This window comes from Xanthomonas sp. D-109 (genome assembly GCF_017746095.1).
Taxonomy (GTDB): Bacteria; Pseudomonadota; Gammaproteobacteria; order Xanthomonadales; family Xanthomonadaceae; genus Xanthomonas_A; species Xanthomonas_A sacchari.
Window position 1 is genome coordinate 83,203 of sequence record NZ_JAGHWV010000026.1, and the last position, 21,610, is coordinate 104,812.

Below are 21,610 nucleotides of genomic sequence, written 5' to 3' on the forward strand. Positions count from 1 at the left end.
GGATCCCCAGGTCAGAAGGTCAGGCCGAAGCGGGCCCAGTAGCGCACATCCTTGCCGTCGCCCGGCTTGGTGGTGCCGGTGGGCTTGGCCGCGGCCAGATCGAACGAGAGCCCGTGCCAGTCGGGCAGCCGGAAGCTGAGGCCGACACCGGCACCCTCGAAGGTGGTGACGCTGTCGTACACCGCGCGGTTGGCGCCGTTCGGGTAGACCCGGCCGTAGTCGTAGAACACGCTGGCGGTCAGCAACTGGCCCCAGGCGCGGCCGCCGAACGGCGAGGCGGCGCTGGCGAAGCCCGGTGCGTCCACCTGGTACTCCAGGCCGGAATCGAAGCCGCGGTCGCCGAGCGCGGCGCCGAGCGGGAAGGCGCGCACACTGGTCGGTCCGCCCAGCGAGAACTGTTCCAGCGGGGTCAGGGTGTCGTCGCTGTACTGGCCGTTGACGCGCAATTGCAGACGCTGCGTGGCGGTCAGCCCCTGCAGCCGGGTGTAGCTCAGGCGCGCGACGGTGAAGTGGCGGTCGTGGCGGGCGTACAGATAGTCGGTCTGCGGCGAGTCGTCGTCGAGCGCGCCGCGCACGCTGACCTGCAGCAGGTCGATGGCGTGGAGCCGGCGGTCGTCGTGGCGCACGCTGGTGCCGAGCTCGGCCACGTCGAATTTCTGCTTGGACAGCAGCACGCCCAGCCCCTGCAGGCGCGAGCTTTCCTTGACCAGGTGCAGCCAGCTCTGCACGCGCCAGGCATCGGAATTGACGAACTTCCAGTCCAGGCCCAGCGCGCTCTGCTGGGTCGGGCCCTGGATGTCGAGCGCGGCGAACGCGCCGTTGTCGAGGTTGACCACGCTGCGCGTGTACGACGCGCTGGCGCTGAGGCCGTCGACGCCGGCGATCGGCACCTGGTAGGCGAGGCTGCCCTGCCAGGTATTGGCCGGATCCAGCGCATAGGCGTAGCTGGCGGACAGGTGGTCGCCCAGGCCCAGCGGGTTGTTCCAGTCCACGCCGACCTGGGCGCGGTAGCGGCCGATGCTCGGGGTGCCGTAGTTGCTGGCGCCGACGCTGACCTGCAGCGGCCGCTCCTCGCGCGCCTGGATCACCACGTCGGTCTCGCCTGGGTTGGCGCCGGGCTTGAGCACGGAGGTGGCGGAAACGCCCGGCAGGTCGCGGGCATACAGCAGCGCCGACTGCAGATCCTGCTGGCGCAGGATCTGGCCCTGCAGGGCCAGGGCAGGGCTGGCGATCAGGCGGTCGTCGTAGCGGCGCGCGCCCTCGACGGTGATCTTGCCGACCCGGCCCTCGACCACGCGGATCTCGACCACCTGGTCCGGCCCCAGGGTCTGCACCGGCAGATACGCGCGGGCGACCAGGAAGCCGGCGTCGCGATAGGCCTGGGTCAGCGTGTCGGCGATCTGCTGCAACTGCGCGAAGCTGAGCCGGGCCGGCAGCGTGCCGCCGCCGAGCGCGTGCAGGCGGGCGTCGGCCAGGGCCTGCAGGCGCGCCGGGTCGATCCGCTCGCGCGGATGCGCGCCGACGCCGGTCACCCGGATCGCCTGCACCGCGATCGGCGCCGCCGCGTCGGCGGTGGTGTAGGCGGCCGGGGCGGCCTCCTGGGCAAGTGCCGTCGCGCAGGTCAGGGTCAAGGCCAGGCCGGCGGCCCACGGGAGCGCAAACAGCGCATTCGCCAGCGTGCTTGGGCGCGGGCGGCAGGAGATCGTCATGATGTTAAGGCGGCGTTAGGATTGAGGCTCGCGCACTGTAGCCTTCCCGCCGCGGGTCAATCTGAGCAAATCTGAGCGCGCAATCACTCTTTGCGGCGTCCCCCGACACGGTGTCGGGGAAACACCGACACCCTGCGACGCGCCGCAACGTCAATCAGTGAGCAGATGCCTGGGATCCGGGGCAGCCTACGCCCGGCGTGGGCCAGGTGCCCACGCCGGGCGTAGTGCTGCCAGCGGACGGGCGCTCAGGCCGCGGTGGCGCACTGCGCGTCGCGCAGCGCCTGCCGATAGGCCTTGGCGGTGGCGTCGTTGTAGGCCACCAGGATGATCCGCTTCGGCACCGCGTGCGCGCGCTGCCAGGCGTCGGTTTCGGCGACCGCGATGCGTGCGGCCTGGTGCAGGGGGTAGCCGTAGACGCCGCAGCTGATCGCCGGGAACGCCACCGAGTGCAGGCCCATCTGTTCGGCCAGGCGCAGCGTGCGCCAGTAGCAGTTGGCGAGCAGGGCCGGTTCGTTGTGGGCGCCGTCGCGCCACACCGGCCCGACGGTATGCAGCACATGCCGCGCCTTGAGCCGATGGCCCGCGGTGGCGCGCACTTCGCCGACCGGGCAGCGCACGCCCGGCTTGAGTTCCGGCAGGCGCCGGCAGTCTTCCAGCAGTTCCGGGCCGGCGGCACGGTGGATGGCGCCGTCCACGCCGCCGCCGCCGAGCAGGGACTCGTTGGCGGCGTTGACGATCGCGTCCACGTCGAGCTGGGTGATGTCGCCTTGCCAGATTTCGATCTTCATACGCCGATATTTAGGGGAGCCGAATGATGGGTGCGTGAGGGTGTCGCCATCGCCGCCGCGCACTGCCACGGCCGCTTAACCGGCCAGCGGCAAGACTGACGCGCCCCCATCTCAGCGCCTGCGACATGAACCCGAACCCGCCGCCGCCACAGGTCGCCGAGGCCCTCGCGCAGGGCCAGATCGTCAAGGCGATCAAGCTGCTGCGCGCGCACAGCGGCATGGACCTGCGCAGTGCGAAGGAGCAGGTCGATGCCTGGCTGCTGGCCGGCGCGGCGCGCTCGGTGACGGAGTTGCTCGACCGCCACGCGTCCGCTGCCGCAGCGGGCGCGACACCGGCAACGTCGGCCCCGGCGCAAACGCCGACCGAGGAACGGCGCCTGCCGCCGGCGGCGGAACTGGCGCTGCGTCGCGGCGAGCGGCGCAAGGCCGCCAAGCTGGTGTTCGAACAGTATCCGGACATGTCGCTGCGCGAGGCGCTGGAGATGGTGCAGCGGCATCTGCGCTCGGCGCCCACGTTGGGCACCGCCTCGACCGTGGCCGCCGGCGACCGCGGCGGGGCCTGGCGGTGGGTGTTGTTGGCGCTGCTGCTGGCCGCGGCGGCGGCCTGGTGGCTGGCACGCTGAGGCGTGCCGGCCAGGCCGGTGGCTACAGCCAGCGCGCGACCTGCGCGCAATAGTGCGCATAGGCGCTGCCGAAGCGCTCGCGCAGGCGCGCTTCCTCGTAGGGGATCACCACCCACTGCAAGGCCAGCAACGGCAAGGGCAGCAACAGCGCCGACCACGGCCAGCCGATCTGCACGCTCAGGCCGAGGTAGCTCAGGGTCAGGCTCACGTACATCGGGTTGCGGGTCAGCCGGTAGGGGCCGTGGCAGACCAGGTGCGAGGGCGCGCGCTCGGGCAGCAGGGTGGTGCGGTCGCGTGCGAACAGCACGAAGCACCAGCACGCCAGCAGCAGGCCGGCGAGCGCGACCACGCCGCCCCCCAGTTGCAGCCAGGCCAGCGCGGCGCCCTGCGGCAGCGGGAGCGGCAGGGCGTGCTGCAGGCTGGCGCCGAGCAGCAGCGCCAGCAGGAAATGCGCCGGGGAGGTCGTGCGGACCAGCAACGGCACGCGCGCCTGCGCGCGCGCGGGCGATGGATCGGTGCGGTCGGTTCGTTCGTGCATGCAGTCCTTCCCTGGTTCGGTTGCGGCCACGCAAGTTTACGCGGCTGCCCCCGGCGGACGCGCGCGAGCGCGTCACGAATGGGCACGGGCGCGACCCGGCAGCGCCTCGTCGTGCGTGGCAGTGCGCGCAAACCCGATTACCCTAGCGCCCGCGCGGCACGTCGCCGGCGCTCGCGTTTCGACGTGTTGCCGCGTTCCACGTCGATCGCGCCCGACGCGCCGGTCGTTCCCCTTCCGCCACCCACTGTCCCGCCTCATGCCAATCGCTTCCGCCAGCACCGCCACCGCTCCGCGCCGCCGGGTCATCCTCGAGGACGACATCGACGGCTTCACCCCTGCGCAGTTGCTGTTGCTGCAATCGCCCGAGGTCGAGGTGCTCGGCATCTCGGTGGTCAGCGGCAACATCTGGCGCGACGAGGCGCTGGCGCATACGCGCCGGCTGCTGGAAATCGCCGGGCGCGGCGAGGTGCCGGTGCTGCCCGGTCCGGTGTTTCCGCTGCTCAACAGCGAACTGGCCACCGAGCGCTGGGAGGCGCTGTACGGCAAGCTGCTGTGGAAGGGCGCGTGGACCCGGCAATGGGTCGAGCACGACACCGTGCAGAGCGCGCCGCGCTACCACGCGCACGACGTGGTCCCGGACCTGCCGCTGGGCAATCCCACGGTGGTGCAGGCGGCCAGCGAGCCGGCGGCGCTGTTCATGATCCGCAAGGTGCGCGAGTTCCCCGGCGAGGTCAGCATCGTCGCCACCGGGCCGTTGACCAACCTGGCCCTGGCGCAGCGGCTGGACCCCGAATTCGCAAGCCTGGCCAAGGAACTGGTGTACATGGGCGGCAGCCTCAATCCGCGGCAGCGCCGCGACAGCGTGTCGGCGGCGCAGTTCGCCCGCGAGTTCGTCAACTCGCCGCGGCGCGAGTTCAACATCCGCTGGGATCCGGAGGCGGCCAGCATCGTGATGCGTGCGCCGTGGCGGCGCATGGTGATGGTGCCGGTGGATCCGTCCACCGCCACCGAACTGACCCCGCAGTTGCTGGCGCGGATGAGCGCCGCCGACACGCCGATCGGCCATGCGCTGCGCCGGCGCGAGCCCGGCTTCCCGATGTGGGACGAACTGGCCACCGCGGTATGGCTGCGTCCGGAACTGGCCACCGTCAGCGAGACCCTGTACGTGGACACCAACACCGAGTTCGGCGCCGGCTATGGCGACATCCTGTCGTGGGCGCCGGGCTACCAGCCGGGCCTGGGCGAACAGGCGCAGCAGGTGGTGCGCGAGGTCGACGTGGACGCGATCGAGCAGTTGCTGGTGGAGCGCCTGACCGCGCCGCAGCCGCCGGCGCTGGGCGCGCCGCTGCCGGCGTAGGGCGGGCCTTCGGCCCAGGGCCGGTCGGGCGCTGCGCTACGTGACGCTGGCGCCGTCCGCGCCAGGCCGAAGGGTGACGGACGCGTCGCTGGAGGACATGCCCGCTGCTTGGGCGGGTTGCGCGAACCGCGCGTTGCAGGCGACGCTGGCGATCGACAGCGTGCACCGTTCCCCCTCCATCGAGACGAGCTCATGCAGATCCCAGCGACCTGGCAGGCCGGTATCCAGCGCAACGCCGAGCTGCTGCGCGGCTACGCGCACCTGCTGCAGGACTTCGCGGCGCCGCCGCCACCGCCAGCGTCGCAGGAGGGTGGGGTCGTCGCGCCAATGGTGGCGGCCACGCGCGCCGACGGCAGCGCCGCACGGCGACACGCGCAGCAGGCGCTGGCGCAGATCGACCGCGGCAATCCGCAGTTGTGCGCGGTGACGCGGCCGCTGCCGGCGCGCGCCGAGGCCGATGCGGCGCGCGTGCAGGCGGCATTGGCCGGTGGCGGCGACGGCGGTGCGCTGGCCGGGGTGCCGTTCGTGGTCAAGGACCTGTTCGATGTCGCCGGCCTGGCGACCACCGCCGGCGCCGCGCTGCGCGCCGACGTTGCGCCGGCCACGTGCGATGCGGCGGTGCTGCGGCGCCTGACCGAGGCCGGCGCAGTGCTGGTCGGCACCGCCAACATGGACGAGTTCGCCTACGGCTTCGCCACGGTCAACGCGCACTACGGCACCACCGCCAATCCGCACGATCCGCAGCGCCTGGCCGGCGGTTCCTCCGGCGGCTCGGCGGCGGCGGTGGCGGCGCGCTGGGTGCCGTTTGCGCTGGGCTCGGACACCAACGGCTCGATCCGTGTGCCGGCGGCGCTGTGCGGCATCTACGGCCTGCGCCCGAGCCATGGCAGCGTGGCGATGGACGGCGTGTTCCCGTTCGTCGAGGCCTTCGACGTGGTGGGGCCGTTCGCGACCACGGTCGCCGACCTGCGTGTGGTGTACGAGGCCATGCGTGGGCAGCCGCTGCCGTCGCGGGACGCCGTCGGCTTGCGCGTGGCGCGCCTGGACGGCTGGTTCCGACGCAATCTCGATCCGGAATTGGACGCCGGCCTGGCCGCGCTGCACGACGCGCTGGGCGGCAACGCCTGGCGCGAACTGCCGCAGGCCGAACGCGCCCGCGCGGCGGCGTTCGTGATGACCGCGGCCGAGGGCGGCTATCGCCATCGCCAGGCGCTGGCCGCGCATGGCGACCGCTTCGATCCGGCCACGCGCGATCGCCTGCTCGCCGGGCTGCAACTGCCGGCCGCGGCCATCGCCGACGCGCAGCGGTTCGGCGACTGGTTCGCCGAGGCGATGCAATGCCTGTGGGACGAGGTCGACGTGCTGCTGGCGCCGGCCACGCCGTGCGCGGCGCCGCGCATCGACCAGGAGACGATCCAACTCGACGGGGCGGCGGTGTCGGCGCGGGCCAATCTCGGCGTGTTCACCCAGCCGCTGGGCCTGGCGCGCTGCCCGGTGCTGGCCGCGCCGCTGTACCGCCCGGGGCAGTTGCCGCTGGGCGTGCAACTGATCGCCGCGCCGGGACGCGAGGACCGCCTGTTCGCGCTCGCCGCGCACCTGGAACGCGCCGGCCTGATCGGCGCGACCCCGCCGTCGCTGGAGCCGCGCTGATGCTGCACACCCTGCGGTCGCGGCGCGGCATGGTGGTCGCCCCGCATCATCTCGCTGCGCAGGCCGGGCGCGACGTGCTGCGCGACGGCGGCAGCGCGGTGGAGGCGGCGGTGGCGACCGCGGCCTGCCTGGCGGTGGTCTATCCGCACATGACGGGTATCGGCGGCGACGGCTTCTGGCTGATCGCCGAACCCGACGGCCGCGTGCATGCGATCGACGCCTGCGGCCGTGCCGCGCAGGGCGCCACGCTGCAGCACTATGCCGGGCAGGCGGCGATTCCATGGCGCGGTCCGGGCGCGGCCAACACCGTCGCCGGCACCGTGTCCGGCTGGGATCTGGCCTTGCGCCGGAGCGACGCGAAATTGCCGCTGGCGCGCCTGCTCGACGACGCCATCGAGCATGCCGCGGCCGGCGTGCCGGTCACCCTCGGCGGCGCCGCCATCGCCGCGGCCAAGGGCGCCGAACTGCGCGCCCAGCCCGGCGCCTACGCGGCGATCTTCGAAGCCGCCGGGCGGCCGCTGCGCGAGGGCGAACTGCTGCGCCAGCCGCAACTGGCTGCCACCCTGCAGCGCCTGGCCGCGGCCGGCCTGGACGATTTCTACCGCGGCGCGCTGGCCGCCGACCTCGCCGCCGACCTGCAGGCGCTGGGCAGCCCGCTGCGCGCCGCCGATCTGGCCGCGCACCAGGCCGAGGCCAGCGTGCCGCTGTCGGTGGCGGTCGCCGGCGCGCGCCTGTACAACCACGCGCCGCCGACCCAGGGCCTGGCCTCGCTGCTGATCCTGGCGCTGTTCGACCGCCTGGCCGTGGACCAGGCCGATGGCTACGCGCACCTGCACGGCCTGGTCGAAGCGACCAAGCAGGCGTTCCTGATCCGCGATGCGCACGTCGGCGACCCGGCCTGGATGACCCTGGACGCGCAGGCGCTGCTCGACGATGCCGGCGCGCTCGACGCGATGGCCGCGCGCATCGATCCGGCGCGCGCGCTGCCGTGGCCGCAGCCGTCGCAGGCCGGCGACACCGTCTGGTTCGGTGCGATCGACGGCGCCGGCCGTGCGGTCAGCTGCATCCAGTCCACCTATTTCGAATTCGGTTCCGGGCTGGTGCTGCCACGCAGCGGCATCGTCTGGCAGAACCGCGGCTGCAGCTTCCGTCTCGCGGCCGACGGCTGGAACGCGCTGGCGCCCGGGCGCAAACCCTTCCATACGCTCAATCCGGCGCTGGCACGCTTCGACGACGGCCGGCTGATGGCCTACGGTACCATGGGCGGCGAAGGCCAGCCGCAGACCCAGGCGGCGCTGTTCAGCCGCTACGCCCGGTTCGGCGTGCCGCTGCAGCAGGCGGTCAGCGCGCCGCGCTGGCTGCTCGGCCGCACCTGGGGCGAGGACAGCACCACGCTGAAACTGGAGGACCGCTTCGACCCCGCCGTGGTGCAGGCCTTGCGCGCGGCCGGGCACGTGGTCGAACTGGTGCCGCCGTTCACCGCGGTGATGGGCCACGCCGGCGCGCTGGTGCGCGAGGCCGACGGCACCTTGAGCGGTGCCAGCGACCCGCGCAGCGATGGGGCGGTGGCAGGGTGGTAGGCGCGTTGCCTGCTGCCGATGCCGGCACGCACGCCGGCCGCGACGCCCTGGTGCGTGCCAGGGCGCTGGTGCATGCGGCGATGACCGATCCGCAGGGCGGGACGGCGGCGCTGATGCAGGCCGAGTCGCTGCTGCTGGCAGCGATGGCGGTAGCGCCGGAGGACGCCGCACTGCTCACCGGCCTGGGGGCGGTGCAGTGCGACCTCGGACGCTACGCCGAGGCGGTCGACGCGTTGCAGCGCGCCGTGCGGCTGCAGTCGGACGACCGCCATACCTACTTCAACCTCGGCGTGGCGCTGCTCAACCGCGGCGACGGCGCGCAGGCGATGCAGCGGTTTCGGCAGGCGGCCACGCGGGCGGGATCGGCGGCGACCTGGGAGGCCTATTTCGATCCGCAGGCGCAATGAGGCGCGGCGCGCGCCATGCCATCCATGTCTGCGGTGCAACGCCGCGCACGCCACGCCGGCGGCAGCGCTTCCGTACCATGGCCCTGGCGCGCCGCTCTCGCCGCGTTCGCGCCGCGTGTTGGGTACCCAGGGACTTCGAGCCGCGATGCTGACCTTTTCCCGCTTCACCCGTTATTTCATGGAAGTGGCGCACTGGCGCAGCATCCGCCGCGCCTCCGAGGCGCTGCACGTGTCGGCGTCGGCGATCGACCGGCAGATCCTCAAGGCCGAGCAGGAACTAGGCGTGCAGTTGTTCGAGCGCTTGCCGGGCGGCCTGCGCCTGACCAGCGCCGGCGAATTGCTGCTGGTGGACATGCGGCGCTGGGAGAAGAGCTACCAGCGCACGCTGGAACTGTTCGACGAACTGAAGGGGCTGCGCCGCGGCCACGTCGAGATCGCGATGATCGATGCCTTGAGCGAGGGCATCGTGGTCGATGCCCTGGCGCACCTGATCGACGCGCACCCGGGCCTGACCTTCAACCTGCAGACCGAGGACAACCAGAAGGTCGCCGACAAGGTGGTCGCCGCGGAGGTGGATGTCGGGTTGTTGCTGGATCCGGTCAGCGGCATCGACCTGGAGGTGGTCGCCTTCGCCGAGATCCCGCTGGGCCTGTGCATGCCGGTGGGGCATCCGCTCAGCGGCAGGGCGAGCCTGCAGTTGAACGACCTGCTCGGCGAGCATCGCCTGCTGCTGCCGGCGGCGCCGCTGATCGTCAACGAGCATGCCAAGGCGGTGTACCAGCGCCAGCACATCGACACGCGCCGCTGCATCCGCTGCAACGACGTGCGCGCGCTGCGCGCGCTGGTGCGCCAGGGCGTCGGCGTGGGCCTGCTGTCGCAACTGGACGTGCTCGCCGACCTGGCCGAGGGGCGCCTGGCGTTCGTGCCTTTGCGCGAGGGCCTGGCCAGGCCGATGACGCTGGCGCTGTGCGTGGCGCCGCAGCGACAACTGTCCAGGGCGGCGCAGGCCATGCTCAAGGTGTTGGCGCCGCGGGTGGAAGCGATCCTGGAGCCGCGCACGGGTGTGTAGCGCCTAGCCCCTCTCCCATCGGGGCGACAGGGTGCGTCTTGCGCGTCACTGACGCGCGCACCCTGGGTGCACGAGGCTGCGCCCGTACCCTCATCCGCCCCTGCGGGGCACCTTCTCCCGATGGGAGAAGGAAGAGCGAGCCCCTCTCCCACCGGGGCGACAGGGTGCGTCTTGCGCGTCACTGACGCGCGCACCCTGGAGCGCCCGCGCCGCAAGCGCGGGCCGGGGCGTGGAGCGGGGGTTGGGGTGAGGGTCTGGCGCGAAAGCGACTCGTGGAGTCAGGTGCACGAGGCTGCGTCCGTACCCTCATCCGCCCCTTCGGGGCACCTTCTCCCGATGGGAGAAGGGAGGCGCCCAGCCCCTCTCCCGCCGGGAGAGGGGTTGGGGTGAGGGTCCGGCGCGAAAGCGAGTCGCGGAGCCCGGGTGCACGAGGCTGCGCCCGTACCCTCGTCCGCCCCTGCGGGGCACCTTCTCCCGATGGGAGAAGGGAAGCGCCTAGCCCCTCTCCCGTCGGGACAGGGGTTGGGGTGAAGGTCCGACCCCGCGGTGCCGGCAATGATGGCACCGCGGGAGCGGCATCTTGGTCGCGTTGCATTTTTTGCAATGCATCCACGCGAAAACGGCGTTTGCCTGCATTTGTGGCGCTTCGTATAGTTCGTACGACCGCTGCGAATCGTCATTTTTAACCGCCAATCCATTGAATTTAAATGGATTTCTGGCGGTTGGTGCCCGCCGGCGCTCGCTTCTTTCTTCCTTCGTGACCGTGCCATGTTCGCCAGCCACGTCCCTCCCGCCGCCACGGCGCCTGCACCGGCCATGGCCTTGACGCCGCCGATGGCCAGCCCGGGCCTGCGCGCGGTCGCGCGCTGCGACGCGCTCGGCGTGGCGCCCTACAGCGACACCGCGCACGGCCTGTTCCGCGGCTGGCTCAGCCCGGCGCATCGCGCCGCCGTGGCGGTGGTGGCGGCTTGGATGGGCGAAGCCGGCCTGCACACCCGCATCGACCCGGCCGGCAATCTGCTCGGCCGCTACGAAGGCGTCGTCGCGCAGGCGCCGGCGCTGCTGATCGGCAGCCACCTGGACAGCGTGCGCGACGCCGGCCGCTACGATGGCCCGCTCGGGATCATGCTCGGCATCGAATGCGTGGCGGCGCTGCACGCGCAGGGCCGGCGGCTGCCGTTCGCCATCGAGGTGATCGCCTTCGGCGACGAGGAAGGCTCGCGCTTTCCGGCATCGATGCTGAGCAGCCGCGCGGTGGCCGGCACGCTGGATCCGGCGGCCCTGCAGGTGCACGACGGCGACGGCATCGCCCTGGCCGAGGCGCTGGCCGCCTGGGGCCTGGACATCGCGCTGCTGCCGCGGGCGGCGCGCGCGCCGCAGGAGGTGCTGGCGTATCTGGAAGCGCATATCGAACAAGGGCCGGTGCTGGAGGCCGAGGGGCTGGCGCTGGGGGCGGTCAGCGGCATCGCCGCGCAGCGCCGCTACCGTGCGCTGCTGCTGGGCCGCGCCGGCCATGCCGGCACCACCCGCATGGACCTGCGCGCCGATGCGCTGGCCGCCGCCGCCGAGTGCGTCCTGGCGGTGGAGCAGGTGGCGCGCAGCGGCCCGGCGGACTTGGTGGCCACGGTCGGGCGCCTGCAGGCGGCGCCGGGTGCGGTCAACGTGGTGCCGGGGCGGGTCGAGTTCTCGATCGACGTGCGCGCCGGCACCGATGCTGTTCGCGATGCCGCGGCCGAGGCGATCGCGCAGCGCCTGCATGCGATCGCCGCCGCGCGCGGCGTGCAGTTGGAGTTGCAGTGCGTGCAGGACCTGCCCGCCAGTCCCTGCGCGCCGCGCCTGGTCGCGGCGCTGGAAGCGGCGATAGCCGCTCAGGGCATCGCGCCGCGACGGCTGGTGTCCGGTGCCGGCCACGACGCGATGGTGATGGCCACGCTGTGCCCGACCGCGATGCTGTTCCTGCGCTGCGCCGGCGGCGTCAGCCATCACCCTGCCGAACGCGTGGATCCCGCCGACGCCGACCTGGCGGTGGCGGCGATGCTGCACTTCCTCGATTCCCTGGGAGACACCCTTGTCCGTTGAGCCGCTGCCCGCCGACCTGTTCGGCGAGATCGATCCGCCGCAACGCCTGCTGATGGGGCCGGGCCCGGTCAATGCGCATCCGCGCGTGCTGCGCGCGATGTCCGCGGACCTGCTCGGCCAGTTCGATCCGGAAATGACCGGTTACATGAACCAGGTGATGGCGCTGTACCGGCCGCTGTTCGGCACCGAGAACCACTGGACCTTCCTGGTCGACGGCACCGCGCGCGCCGGCATCGAGGCAGCGCTGGTGTCGCTGGTGGCGCCGGGCGAGCGCGTGCTGGTGCTGAACTTCGGCCGCTTCGGCCTGCTGCTGGGCGAGATCCTCGGCCGCATCGGCGCGGTGGTGGAGAACGTGGAGGCGCCGTGGGGCGAGGTGGTGCCGATGACGGAGGTCGCTGCGGCAATCGAACGCTTCGCGCCGAAGTTGGTCGCCTGCGTGCACGGCGACACGTCGACCACGATGGCGCAGCCGCTGGACGGCCTCGGCGCGCTGTGCCGTGCCGCCGGCGCGCTGTCCTACGTCGATGCCACCGCGACCATCGGCGGCATGCCGATCGACAGCGACGCCTGGGGCGTGGACGTGGTCACCGGCGGTCTGCAGAAGTGCCTGGGCGGGCCGTCCGGCTCGGCGCCGATCACCGTCTCCGCGCAGGCGGCCGAGGCGATCTTCGCGCGCCGCCACGTCGAGCGCGGCATCGTCCGCGACGACATCGCCAACGGCCGCGGCGTGCGCATCGGCTCGAACTACTTCGACCTGGCGATGGTGATGGACTACTGGTCCGACAAGCGCCTGAATCACCATACCGAGGCCACCAGCATGCTGTACGCGGCGCGCGAATGCGCGCGCGTGGCGCTGCAGGAAGGCCTGCCGGCACGCTTCGCGCGGCACGCGGCGGCCGGCCGTGCGGTCGCCGCCGGCGTGCGCGCGCTGGGGCTGCAGGTGTTCGGCGACGACCGCCACCGCATGGCCAACGTCACCGGCGTGGTGATTCCGCCAGGCATCGACGGCGAGGCGGTGCGGCGGCGCCTGCGCGAGGATTTCGAGATCGAGATCGGCACCGCGTTCGGGCCGCTGCAGGGCAAGCTGTGGCGGATCGGCGCGATGGGCTACAACGCGATGAAGCACAAGGTGCTGATCACCCTGGGCGCGCTGGAGGCGGTGCTGCGCGCCGAAGGCCATGCCGGCGCGTCCGGCGCCGCGGTGGAAGCGGCGCTGGCCGCCTGGCACGCCGACGGAGCGCGGCAATGAACGCGGCGCGCGACCTGGTCGGCTATGGCGCGCAGCCGCCCGATCCGCAGTGGCCCGGTGGCGCGCGGGTGGCGCTGCAGTTCGTGCTCAACTACGAGGAAGGCGCCGAGAACTGCGTGCTCAACGGCGATGTCGGCTCGGAGGCGTTCCTGTCGGAGATGGTCGGCGCGCACAGCCAGCCGGGCGCGCGCGCGATGGCGATGGAGAGCCTGTACGAATACGGCAGCCGCGCCGGTTTCTGGCGGCTGCAGCGGCTGTTCGCCGCACGCGGCGTGCCGGTCACGGTGTTCGGCGTGGCGCAGGCCTTGGCGGCCAATCCCGAGGCGGTGCAGGCGATGCGCGAGGCCGACTGGGAGATCGCCAGCCACGGTCTGCGCTGGATCGACTACCAGCAGGTGCCGGAGACGACCGAGCGCGCGCACATCGCCGCGGCGATCGCCTTGCACACGCAGGTGACCGGGGCGCGCCCGCTGGGCTGGTACCAGGGGCGCACCAGTCCCAACACGGCGCGGCTGGTGGCCGAGGAGGGCGGCTTCGTCTACGACGCCGACAGCTACGCCGACGACCTGCCGTACTACGACCGCCGCCACGGCCGCGCGCAACTGGTGGTGCCGTACACGCTGGACGCCAACGACATGAAGTTCGTCGCCTACAACGGCTTCGCCGACGGCGAACCGTTCTTCCGCTACCTGCGCGACGGCTTCGAGCAGTTGTGCGCCGAGGGCGGGCGGATGATGTCGGTGGGCCTGCACGCGCGCATCGCCGGGCGCCCGGCGCGCGCCCTGGCGCTGGCCCGCTTCCTCGATCACGTGCTGGCCAGCGGCCAGGCCTGGATCGCGCGGCGCATCGACATCGCCCGCCACTGGCAGCAGGTGCACCCGGCATGATCCTCAACGCGCCTGAGGTCCTGGCCGAAGTGCAGGCGGCGTTCGCCGCCTACGAGCGCGCGCTGATGGACGACGACGTCGCCGCGCTGGACCGGCTGTTCCACGATGCGCCGACCACGGTGCGCTACGGCGTCGGCGAGGCCTTGTACGGCGCCGACGCGATCCGCGCGTTCCGGCGCGGCCGCGGCGGCTCGCCGCAACGGCGGCTGCTGCGCGTGCAGATCGTCGCCTACGGGCGCGACTTCGCCACCGCCGATGCCGAGTTCCAGCGCCACGGCAGCCCGCGCCGCGGCCGCCAGAGCCAGAGCTGGGTGCGCTTCGCCGACGGCTGGAAGGTGGTGTCGGCGCATGTGTCGCTGCAGGGGGACCACGCATGAGCGACGTCGACTGGAATGCGTTGCCCGAGGCCGCGTTCGTCGCGCGCCTGCATGCGCTGTTCGAGCATTCGCCGTGGGTGGTGCAGCGCGCCGCGGCGCGGCGTCCGCTCGCCGATCTGCATGCCGGCCTGCTGCAGGTGCTGCACGCGGCCAGCGTCGAGGAGCAACTGGCGCTGATCCGCGCGCATCCGGAACTGGCCGGCAAGGCGGCGATCGACGGCGGACTGACCGCCGCCTCGGCTGCAGAGCAGGCGCAGGCCGGGCTGGACCGTCTCAGCGCCGAGGAGTTCGCCCGCTTCCACGCGCTCAATGCCGCCTACCGCGCGCGTTTCGATTTTCCGTTCGTGGTCTGCGTGCGCCTGACCGACAAGGCCGGCATCCTCGCCGCCATGCAGGCGCGGCTGGCGAATACGCGCGAGGCGGAGATCGCCACCGCCCTCGACGAGATCGGCAAGATCGCGCGGCTGCGCCTGGAGGCGCTGTCGTGAGCGCCGCGGCAGGCGGGCTGCAGGCGCTGTCCGCGCAGGTCGCGCGCGAACTGCAATGGCTCGGCCACGGCGGGCCCGACTGGACCCGCGCGCAGCAGCACGCCGGCGAGCATGTCTACGACGTGGTCGTGGTCGGCGGCGGCCAGAGCGGGCTGGGTGCGGCCTTCGGCCTGCTGCGCGAGCGCATCTCCAACCTGCTGGTGATCGACGAGAATCCGGCCGGCCAGGAAGGGCCGTGGGTCACCTACGCGCGCATGGTCACCCTGCGCACGCCCAAGGAACTGAGCGCGCTGGACTTCGGCATGCCCTCGCTCACCTTCCGCGCCTACTGGGAAGCCCGGCACGGCGCCGCGGCCTGGGACGCGCTGGGCAAGATCCCGCGCGCGGACTGGATGGACTACCTGCGCTGGTACCGCGAGGTGCTCGGCCTGCCGGTGCGCAACCAGGCGCGGCTGCTGCGCATCGAACCGCTGCCGACCCGGCGCCTGCAACGCCTGCACCTGGACGGCGGCGACACGCTGCTGGCGCGCAAGGTGGTGCTGGCCACCGGCATCCAGGGCGGTGGGCAATGGCACGTGCCGTCGCTGGTGGCCGGCAAGCTGGCCCGCGCGCGCTACGCGCACACCTCCGAGGCGATCGACTACGCGGCGCTGGCCGGGCGCCGCATCGGCATCCTCGGCGGTGGCGCCTCGGCTTTCGACAACGCCCAGCACGCGCTGGCCGCCGGCGTCGGCGAGGTGCACGTGTTCGTGCGCCGCAACGCGCTGCCGCGGGTCAATCCGATCCGGCACATGGAACGCAGCGGCATCATTCCGCGCTTTGCCGCACTGCCCGATGCCGACAAGTACGCGATGATGGCCAGCTTCTTCCGCCGCAATCAGCCGCCGACCAACGACACCTTCGAACGCGCCGCGGCCTGGCCCAATTTCCACCTGCACCTGGGCAGCCCGTGGCAGGACGTGGCCGAGACCGCCGACGGCGTCCTGGTCACCACGCCGCACGGGTGCCTGCCGTTCGACTTCGTGGTGCTGTCCACCGGCCTGGTCACCGACCCGGCGCTGCGCCCGGAACTGGCGGCGGTGGCCGACGGCATCGCGCGCTGGCGCGACCGTTACCGCCCGCCGCCGGGACAGGAACTGCCGCTGCTGGATGCGCATCCCTACCTGGGCCCCGGCTTCGAGTTGCTGCCGAGCACCCCGGCGCACGCGGCGGCGCTGCATGGCCTGTTCGCCTTCAACTATTCGGCGCTGCTGAGCCTGGGCCTGTCGGCGGCGGCGCTGTCCGGGCTGAAGCACGCGTTGCCGCGGTTGGTGAAGGCGGTCGCCGACCAACTGTTCCTGGACGAGCGCGAGGCGATGCTTGCCGCGTACATGGACTACGCCGAACCCGAATTCGTCGGCCAATGGCCGATGCCGCACCTGGAGGAATCCGTGGGATGAGCAGCCTGTCGACCCATGTGCTGGACCTGAGTCGCGGGCTGCCCGCCGCTGGCGTGGCGCTGCGCCTGTTCGCCGGCGAGACGTTGCTGCATGCGGACGTCACCGATGCCGACGGCCGCTGTCAGGCGCTGCGCGCGCTGACTCTGGCAGCGGGACGCTATCGGCTGGAATTCGCCGTGGGCGACTACTTCCGCAGCGGCGGCGTCGCCTTGCCCGAGCCGCCGTTCCTGGACGTGGTGCCGATCGCGTTCGGCCTGGCCGAGGCGGGGCATTGCCACGTGCCGCTGCTGGTCTCGCCGTTCGGCTACTCCACCTACCGGGGCAGCTGAGATGGACACGGTGCGCTTCCTGCTCGACGGGCAGGTGATGGAACTGGACGCGGCGGACCCGACCGCCAGTGTGCTCGACCTGTTGCGCTACCGGCTTGGCCGCACCGGCAGCAAGGAGGGCTGCGCCGAAGGCGATTGCGGCGCGTGCACGGTCCTGGTCGGCGAACTGGCCGCTGGCGATGGCGCCGAGGGCGACCAGCAGGTGCGCTGGCGTGCGCTCAATGCCTGCATCCTGTTCGTGCCGATGCTCGACGGCAAGGCGCTGCTGACGGTGGAAAGCCTGGCCGTCGGCGGCGCGCTGCATGCCGTGCAGCAGGAACTGGTGCAGCGTCATGGCTCGCAGTGCGGCTTCTGCACGCCCGGCTTCGTGATGTCGCTGTACGCGCGCAGCATCGGCGCGCTCGGCACCGCGCAGGCCGCCCTGGCCGACGTGCTTGCCGGCAATCTTTGCCGCTGCACCGGCTATGGCCCGATCCTGGACGCCGGCGCGGCGGTGCCGCCGGTGCCGCGCGACGATACGGCCACCCTGGCCGGTCTGCGCGCGCTGCGCCGCACTGCCGCGCTGGCGCAGACCCACCACGCCACCACCACCGGGCGCGCGCGCCGCGCCACCGCGCCACGCAGCGCCGACGCGCTAGCCGCCTTGCTGCTGCAGCGCCCCGAGGCGCGTCTGGTCGCCGGCGCGACCGATGTCGGCCTGTGGGTGACCAAGCAGCAGCGTGTGCTCGACGATGTGGTGTTCATCGGCGACATCCCCGAGCTGCGCCGGCTGCAGGACACGCCGGACGGGCTGCGCATCGGCGCCTGCGTGCGCTACAGCGAGGCGCAGGCCGCGCTGGCGGCGCTGCACCCGGCGCTGGGCGAGCTGCTGCGGCGCATCGGCGGGACCCAGGTGCGCAATGCCGGCACCATCGGCGGCAACATCGCCAACGGCTCGCCGATCGGCGACATGCCGCCGGCGCTGATCGCGCTCGGCGCCAGCGTCACCCTGCGCCGCGGCGATGTGCGGCGCACGTTGCCGCTGGAGGACTTCTTCCTGGCCTACGGCCGCCAGGCGCTGCAGCCGGGCGAGTTCGTCGAGCACGTGGACGTGTCGCGGCCGCCCGCGGACCTGCTGTACCGCGTGGACAAACTGAGCAAGCGCTTCGACAGCGACATCTCCGCGGTCTGCGGCGCGTTCGCGTTGCGCATCGACGACGGCATGGTGCGCCAGGCGCGCATCGGCTTCGGCGGCATGGCCGGCACGCCGCAACGCGCGCGCGGTGCCGAACAGGCGCTGCTCGGGCAGCAGTGGAGTGCGGCCACGGTCGAGGCCGCCGCCGCGGCGCTGGCGCAGGACTTCCGCCCGCTCAGCGATGTGCGCGGTTCGGCCGGGTACCGCCTGGCGGTCGCAGCCAACCTGCTGCGGCGGTTGTGGATCGGCCACGCGCATCCGCACGAGCCGCTGTCGGTGCTGGAGCTGGCCGATGGCTGACGGTCCGACCGCTGCCGGCCCCGCATCGTCGTCGCAGGTGCACCGCGCGCTGCACCACGACAGCGCACCGGCGCATGTCAGCGGCCAGGCCCGCTACATCGACGACCTGCCCGAGCCGCCCGGCCTGCTGCACCTGGCGTTCGGCCTGAGCGAACATCCGCATGCGCGGCTGCTGCGCCTGGACCTGGCGCCGGTGCGCGAAGCACCCGGCGTGGTGTCGGTGTTCGCCGCCGCCGACATTCCCGGCGAGAACAATGTCGCCCCGGTCGCGCACGACGATCCGCTGTTCGCCGAAGACACTGTGTTCTATCACGGCCAGCCGCTGTTCGTGGTCGCCGCCGACAGCCATGCCGCGGCGCGGCGCGCGGCACGCCTGGCGCGGGTCGAGTACGCGCCGTTGCCGGCGCTGCTGAGCATCGCCGACGCGCGCGCCGCCGGCGCGGTGCTGGAGCCGGCGCAACGTATGGCGCGCGGCGGCGACATCGATGCCGCCTTGGCGGCGGCACCGCGACGCTGCAGCGGTGCGCTGGAGATCGGCGGGCAGGAGCATTTCTACCTGGAAGGACAGATCGCCGTGGCCCTGCCCGGCGAACAGGGCCAGCTGCACGTGCTGTCCTCGACCCAGCATCCGAGCGAGGTGCAGCACCTGATCGCGGCGCTGCTCGGCCTGGACAGCGCCGATGTGACCGTGGAAGTGCGGCGCATGGGCGGCGCGTTCGGCGGCAAGGAGACCCAGGCGGCGGCGCCGGCGGCGGCCTGCGCGCTGGTCGCCGCGCTGACCGGCCGCCCGGCCAAGCTGCGCTACGACCGCGACGACGACATGCGCATCACCGGCAAGCGCCACGACTTCCAGGTCGACTACCACGTCGGCTTCGACGACGATGGTCGTATCCAGGCGCTGCGCCTGGAGCTGGCCTCGCGCTGCGGCGCCACCACCGACCTGTCGCTGGCGATCAACGACCGTGCGATGTTCCATGCCGACAACTGCTACTGGCTGCCGGTGGTGGAGATCGTCTCGCACCGCTTGCGCACGCACACCGTGTCCAACACCGCGTTCCGCGGCTTCGGCGGGCCGCAGGGCATGCTGGCGATCGAACGCGTGCTGGACGCGGTCGCCGCGGCGCTGGGCCGCGATGCGCTGGCGGTGCGCCGGGCGAACCTGTACGCGGCGCCGCACCGCAACGTCACTCCGTACGGCATGACCGTGCAGGACAACGTCGCGCCGGCGCTGATCGAGGAACTGGCCATGCGTACCGGCTACGCCGCGCGGCAGGCGGCGGTGGCGGCGTTCAACGCGCGCCACCGGGTGCTGAAGAAGGGCCTGGCGCTGACTCCGGTGAAGTTCGGCATCAGCTTCACCACCACCCATCTCAACCAGGCCGGCGCACTGGTGCTGGTCTATGCCGACGGCTCGGTGCAGCTCAACCACGGCGGCACCGAGATGGGCCAGGGCCTGATGATCAAGGTCGCGCAGATCGTCGCCGATGTGTTCGGTATCGACACCGCGCGCGTGCGCATCACCGCCACGCGCACCGACAAGGTGCCCAACACCTCGGCCACCGCGGCGTCCTCGGGCACCGACCTCAACGGCATGGCCGCCTACAACGCCGCCAGCGAGATCCGCGCGCGCCTGGCCGTGCTGGCCGCCGAGCGCGGAGGCGTGGCGCCGGCGCAGGTGCGCTTCGCCGACGGCAAGGTCGTCGCCGGCCACCTGGAACTGGAGTTCGGCGCGCTGTGCCGGCAGGCGCACATGGCGCGCATCTCGCTGGCGGCCAGCGGCTACTACGCCACGCCGAAGATCCACTACGACCGCGCCAGCCACCGCGGCCGCCCGTTCTACTACTTCGCCTACGGCGCGGCACTGAGCGAAGTGGTGATCGACACCCTGACCGGCGAACACAAGGTGCTGGCGGTGGACGTGCTGCACGACGTCGGCCGCTCGCTCAACCCGGCGATCGACCTGGGCCAGGTCGAAGGCGGCTTCGTCCAGGGCATGGGCTGGCTGACCACCGAGGAACTGGTCTACGACGCGCACGGCCGGCTGCTGACCCATGCACCGTCCACGTACAAGATTCCCACCGCGGGCGATCGCCCGGCGCGCATGCGCATCGACCTGTGGGATGCCGGACGCAACGACGAGCCGACCATCCACCGTTCCAAGGCGGTGGGCGAGCCGCCGTTGATGCTGGCGATCTCGGTGTTCTCGGCGCTGACCCAGGCGGTGGCCGCGGCGGCGCCGGGCAACGGCGTGCCCGCATTGGACGCGCCGGCCACCCCGGAACGCATCCTGGCCGCGATCGCGAGGCGTGCGGCCGATGCGCGCTGACTGGAGCCTGCATGCCGAAGCGGCGCTGGCGCGCGGCGCGACCGCGCTGATCACGGTGCTGGCCACGGCCGGCTCGACCCCGCGCGAGGCCGGTACGCGCATGCTGGTGAGCGCCGACGGCAGCATCGGCACCATCGGCGGCGGCGTGCTCGAGTGGCGTGCCTGTGCGCTGGCGCGCGACCTGCTGGCGCAGCCGCCGGGCAGCTGGCAGGTGCAGGACTACACGCTGGGCGCGGCGGCGCCGGCGCGCGCGGCGGCCTGCAGCGGCCAGTGCGCGGAATGCGCGGCGCAAGCGCGGGCCGACGATCTGCTCGGCCAGTGCTGCGGCGGGCGCGTGCGCCTGTTGCTGGAGCGGCTGGATCCGGCGCGCAGCGACTGGCTGCGGCAGGCGACGCTGGGGCGCACGCTGTCGACCCGGTTGCAGGCGGGCGGCGTCGAACATGCTGTCGAGGACGCGTCGCCACAGCCGCTATCGCTGCGTGCGCCGGCGCCCGCGGCCGGGGCGCTGTTGCAGCAGGCGATCGGCCCACCGCGCACGCAGCTGCTCCTGTTCGGCGCCGGCCACGTCGGCATCGCCATCGCGCGTGCGCTGCGCGAACTGCCGTTCGCCCTGGACTGGGCCGATCCGCGCGCGGACCTGGCTGCCGCTGCCGATGGTGCCGCGCATCTGGATGAAGCCGCATTGCTTGCGCGTGCCCGCAACGCGCCGGCCGACGCGATGCTGCTGATCCTGACCCACGACCATGCCCTGGACTACCGGCTCACCGCCGCGGCGCTGGCCGGCCGTGCCGGCTTCGTCGGCCTGATCGGCTCGGCGTCCAAGCGCGCGCGGTTCCTGTCGCGGTTGCGCCACGACGGCCTGGGCGCGGCTGCGCAGACACGGCTGACCTGTCCGATCGGCCTGCCCGGGATCGACGGCAAGGCGCCGGCGGTGATCGCCATCGCGGTGGTCGCGCAACTGCTGCAGCGCGTGTCGGTGCTGGGCGCACAGCGTGCGTCCGCGCAGGACGCTGCGTCGCTGCCATTGCCATCCGCGCTCGCCGGGCGATGACATCGCAATCGAGCGAAGCGGTGCACTTTCGGATGGCGCAGTGCGTCGGGACTGAAGTCCCTCCCACAGTGTCGTAGCCAGCTTGCCGTAAGCCACTGTAGGAGCGGCTTCAGCCGCGACGAGCGAAGCGGTGTACTTTCGGATGGTGCACTGCGTCGGGACTGAAATCCCTCCCACAATGTCCCAGCCA

At 72.6% G+C, this 21,610-nt stretch carries 19 protein-coding genes; 16 read left to right on the top strand and 3 right to left on the bottom strand.

Annotated features, from left to right (window positions below; all coding sequences use genetic code 11):
• Positions 1–11: 11 nt before the first annotated feature.
• Positions 12–1,709, bottom strand: coding sequence for a ShlB/FhaC/HecB family hemolysin secretion/activation protein (locus J7357_RS19015; RefSeq protein WP_209248884.1), 1,698 nt, complete (start codon positions 1,707–1,709; stop codon positions 12–14).
• A 245-nt stretch (positions 1,710–1,954) separates the two neighbouring features.
• Positions 1,955–2,497: an O-acetyl-ADP-ribose deacetylase gene (locus J7357_RS19020; protein ID WP_209248886.1), complete on the bottom strand. Its 543-nt coding sequence runs from the start codon at positions 2,495–2,497 to the stop codon at positions 1,955–1,957.
• Positions 2,498–2,622: 125 nt separating this feature from the next.
• Here J7357_RS19020 and J7357_RS19025 point away from each other — a divergent pair, with 125 nt between their 5' ends.
• Positions 2,623–3,120 carry a hypothetical protein gene (locus J7357_RS19025; RefSeq protein WP_209248888.1) on the top strand — a complete coding sequence of 166 codons (498 nt, stop codon included), beginning with the start codon at positions 2,623–2,625 and terminating at the stop codon, positions 3,118–3,120.
• Between the two features lie 22 nt (positions 3,121–3,142).
• Here the strand turns inward: J7357_RS19025 and J7357_RS19030 are convergent, their stop codons facing one another.
• Positions 3,143–3,658 carry an isoprenylcysteine carboxylmethyltransferase family protein gene (locus tag J7357_RS19030; protein ID WP_209248890.1) on the bottom strand — a complete coding sequence of 172 codons (516 nt, stop codon included), beginning with the start codon at positions 3,656–3,658 and terminating at the stop codon, positions 3,143–3,145.
• 256 nt (positions 3,659–3,914) lie between these two features.
• Here J7357_RS19030 and J7357_RS19035 point away from each other — a divergent pair, with 256 nt between their 5' ends.
• The 15 genes from J7357_RS19035 to xdhC all read left to right on the top strand — a co-directional run bounded on the left by J7357_RS19035 (position 3,915) and on the right by xdhC (position 21,420).
• Positions 3,915–5,015 (top strand): nucleoside hydrolase, encoded by a 1,101-nt coding sequence (locus J7357_RS19035; protein ID WP_209248892.1) that lies wholly within the window; start codon positions 3,915–3,917, stop codon positions 5,013–5,015.
• Positions 5,016–5,207: 192 nt separating this feature from the next.
• On the top strand, positions 5,208–6,665 hold the full coding sequence (locus J7357_RS19040) for an AtzE family amidohydrolase (RefSeq protein WP_209248894.1): 1,458 nt from the start codon (positions 5,208–5,210) through the stop codon (positions 6,663–6,665).
• Positions 6,665–8,245 carry a gamma-glutamyltransferase gene (locus J7357_RS19045; RefSeq protein ID WP_209248895.1) on the top strand — a complete coding sequence of 527 codons (1,581 nt, stop codon included), beginning with the start codon at positions 6,665–6,667 and terminating at the stop codon, positions 8,243–8,245. Before J7357_RS19040 ends, J7357_RS19045 begins: the two co-directional genes overlap by 1 nt.
• Positions 8,246–8,250: 5 nt before the next feature.
• Positions 8,251–8,652 (top strand): tetratricopeptide repeat protein, encoded by a 402-nt coding sequence (locus tag J7357_RS19050; RefSeq protein WP_244667662.1) that lies wholly within the window; start codon positions 8,251–8,253, stop codon positions 8,650–8,652.
• A 145-nt stretch (positions 8,653–8,797) separates the two neighbouring features.
• Complete coding sequence (locus J7357_RS19055) at positions 8,798–9,721, top strand: LysR family transcriptional regulator (RefSeq protein ID WP_209248897.1); 924 nt, start codon at positions 8,798–8,800, stop codon at positions 9,719–9,721.
• Between the two features lie 816 nt (positions 9,722–10,537).
• Entirely contained in the window at positions 10,538–11,800 is a 1,263-nt protein-coding gene (locus J7357_RS19060) for an allantoate amidohydrolase (protein ID WP_244667663.1), read from the top strand.
• A 52-nt stretch (positions 11,801–11,852) separates the two neighbouring features.
• On the top strand, positions 11,853–13,049 hold the full coding sequence (locus J7357_RS19065) for an alanine--glyoxylate aminotransferase family protein (protein ID WP_244667679.1): 1,197 nt from the start codon (positions 11,853–11,855) through the stop codon (positions 13,047–13,049).
• Positions 13,046–13,936: an allantoinase PuuE gene (gene puuE / locus J7357_RS19070; RefSeq protein ID WP_209248901.1), complete on the top strand. Its 891-nt coding sequence runs from the start codon at positions 13,046–13,048 to the stop codon at positions 13,934–13,936. The genes J7357_RS19065 and puuE overlap by 4 nt, the downstream gene beginning before the upstream one ends.
• On the top strand, positions 13,933–14,313 hold the full coding sequence (hpxZ, locus tag J7357_RS19075) for an oxalurate catabolism protein HpxZ (protein ID WP_010341517.1): 381 nt from the start codon (positions 13,933–13,935) through the stop codon (positions 14,311–14,313). Before puuE ends, hpxZ begins: the two co-directional genes overlap by 4 nt.
• Positions 14,310–14,801: a 2-oxo-4-hydroxy-4-carboxy-5-ureidoimidazoline decarboxylase gene (gene uraD / locus J7357_RS19080; protein ID WP_209248903.1), complete on the top strand. Its 492-nt coding sequence runs from the start codon at positions 14,310–14,312 to the stop codon at positions 14,799–14,801. The genes hpxZ and uraD overlap by 4 nt, the downstream gene beginning before the upstream one ends.
• A gap of 17 nt (positions 14,802–14,818) precedes the next feature.
• Positions 14,819–16,240 (top strand): FAD/NAD(P)-binding protein, encoded by a 1,422-nt coding sequence (locus tag J7357_RS19085; protein WP_209249041.1) that lies wholly within the window; start codon positions 14,819–14,821, stop codon positions 16,238–16,240.
• Positions 16,204–16,569 carry a hydroxyisourate hydrolase gene (uraH, locus tag J7357_RS19090; protein ID WP_209248906.1) on the top strand — a complete coding sequence of 122 codons (366 nt, stop codon included), beginning with the start codon at positions 16,204–16,206 and terminating at the stop codon, positions 16,567–16,569. The genes J7357_RS19085 and uraH overlap by 37 nt, the downstream gene beginning before the upstream one ends.
• Position 16,570: 1 nt before the next feature.
• Positions 16,571–18,043 carry a xanthine dehydrogenase small subunit gene (xdhA, locus tag J7357_RS19095; protein WP_209248908.1) on the top strand — a complete coding sequence of 491 codons (1,473 nt, stop codon included), beginning with the start codon at positions 16,571–16,573 and terminating at the stop codon, positions 18,041–18,043.
• Entirely contained in the window at positions 18,036–20,369 is a 2,334-nt protein-coding gene (gene xdhB, locus J7357_RS19100) for a xanthine dehydrogenase molybdopterin binding subunit (protein ID WP_209248910.1), read from the top strand. Before xdhA ends, xdhB begins: the two co-directional genes overlap by 8 nt.
• Positions 20,359–21,420, top strand: coding sequence for a xanthine dehydrogenase accessory protein XdhC (xdhC, locus tag J7357_RS19105; protein ID WP_209248912.1), 1,062 nt, complete (start codon positions 20,359–20,361; stop codon positions 21,418–21,420). Before xdhB ends, xdhC begins: the two co-directional genes overlap by 11 nt.
• Positions 21,421–21,610 lie beyond the last annotated feature (190 nt).

Coding starts and splice junctions, on each gene's coding strand:
- J7357_RS19015 (WP_209248884.1), bottom strand. CDS start 1,709: ATGACGATCTCCTGCCGCCCGCGCCCAAGCACGCTGGCGAATGCGCTG.
- J7357_RS19020 (WP_209248886.1), bottom strand. CDS start 2,497: ATGAAGATCGAAATCTGGCAAGGCGACATCACCCAGCTCGACGTGGAC.
- J7357_RS19025 (WP_209248888.1), top strand. CDS start 2,623: ATGAACCCGAACCCGCCGCCGCCACAGGTCGCCGAGGCCCTCGCGCAG.
- J7357_RS19030 (WP_209248890.1), bottom strand. CDS start 3,658: ATGCACGAACGAACCGACCGCACCGATCCATCGCCCGCGCGCGCGCAG.
- J7357_RS19035 (WP_209248892.1), top strand. CDS start 3,915: ATGCCAATCGCTTCCGCCAGCACCGCCACCGCTCCGCGCCGCCGGGTC.
- J7357_RS19040 (WP_209248894.1), top strand. CDS start 5,208: ATGCAGATCCCAGCGACCTGGCAGGCCGGTATCCAGCGCAACGCCGAG.
- J7357_RS19045 (WP_209248895.1), top strand. CDS start 6,665: ATGCTGCACACCCTGCGGTCGCGGCGCGGCATGGTGGTCGCCCCGCAT.
- J7357_RS19055 (WP_209248897.1), top strand. CDS start 8,798: ATGCTGACCTTTTCCCGCTTCACCCGTTATTTCATGGAAGTGGCGCAC.
- J7357_RS19060 (WP_244667663.1), top strand. CDS start 10,538: ATGGCCTTGACGCCGCCGATGGCCAGCCCGGGCCTGCGCGCGGTCGCG.
- J7357_RS19065 (WP_244667679.1), top strand. CDS start 11,853: ATGGGGCCGGGCCCGGTCAATGCGCATCCGCGCGTGCTGCGCGCGATG.
- puuE (WP_209248901.1), top strand. CDS start 13,046: ATGAACGCGGCGCGCGACCTGGTCGGCTATGGCGCGCAGCCGCCCGAT.
- hpxZ (WP_010341517.1), top strand. CDS start 13,933: ATGATCCTCAACGCGCCTGAGGTCCTGGCCGAAGTGCAGGCGGCGTTC.
- uraD (WP_209248903.1), top strand. CDS start 14,310: ATGAGCGACGTCGACTGGAATGCGTTGCCCGAGGCCGCGTTCGTCGCG.
- uraH (WP_209248906.1), top strand. CDS start 16,204: ATGGCCGATGCCGCACCTGGAGGAATCCGTGGGATGAGCAGCCTGTCG.
- xdhA (WP_209248908.1), top strand. CDS start 16,571: ATGGACACGGTGCGCTTCCTGCTCGACGGGCAGGTGATGGAACTGGAC.
- xdhB (WP_209248910.1), top strand. CDS start 18,036: ATGGCTGACGGTCCGACCGCTGCCGGCCCCGCATCGTCGTCGCAGGTG.
- xdhC (WP_209248912.1), top strand. CDS start 20,359: ATGCGCGCTGACTGGAGCCTGCATGCCGAAGCGGCGCTGGCGCGCGGC.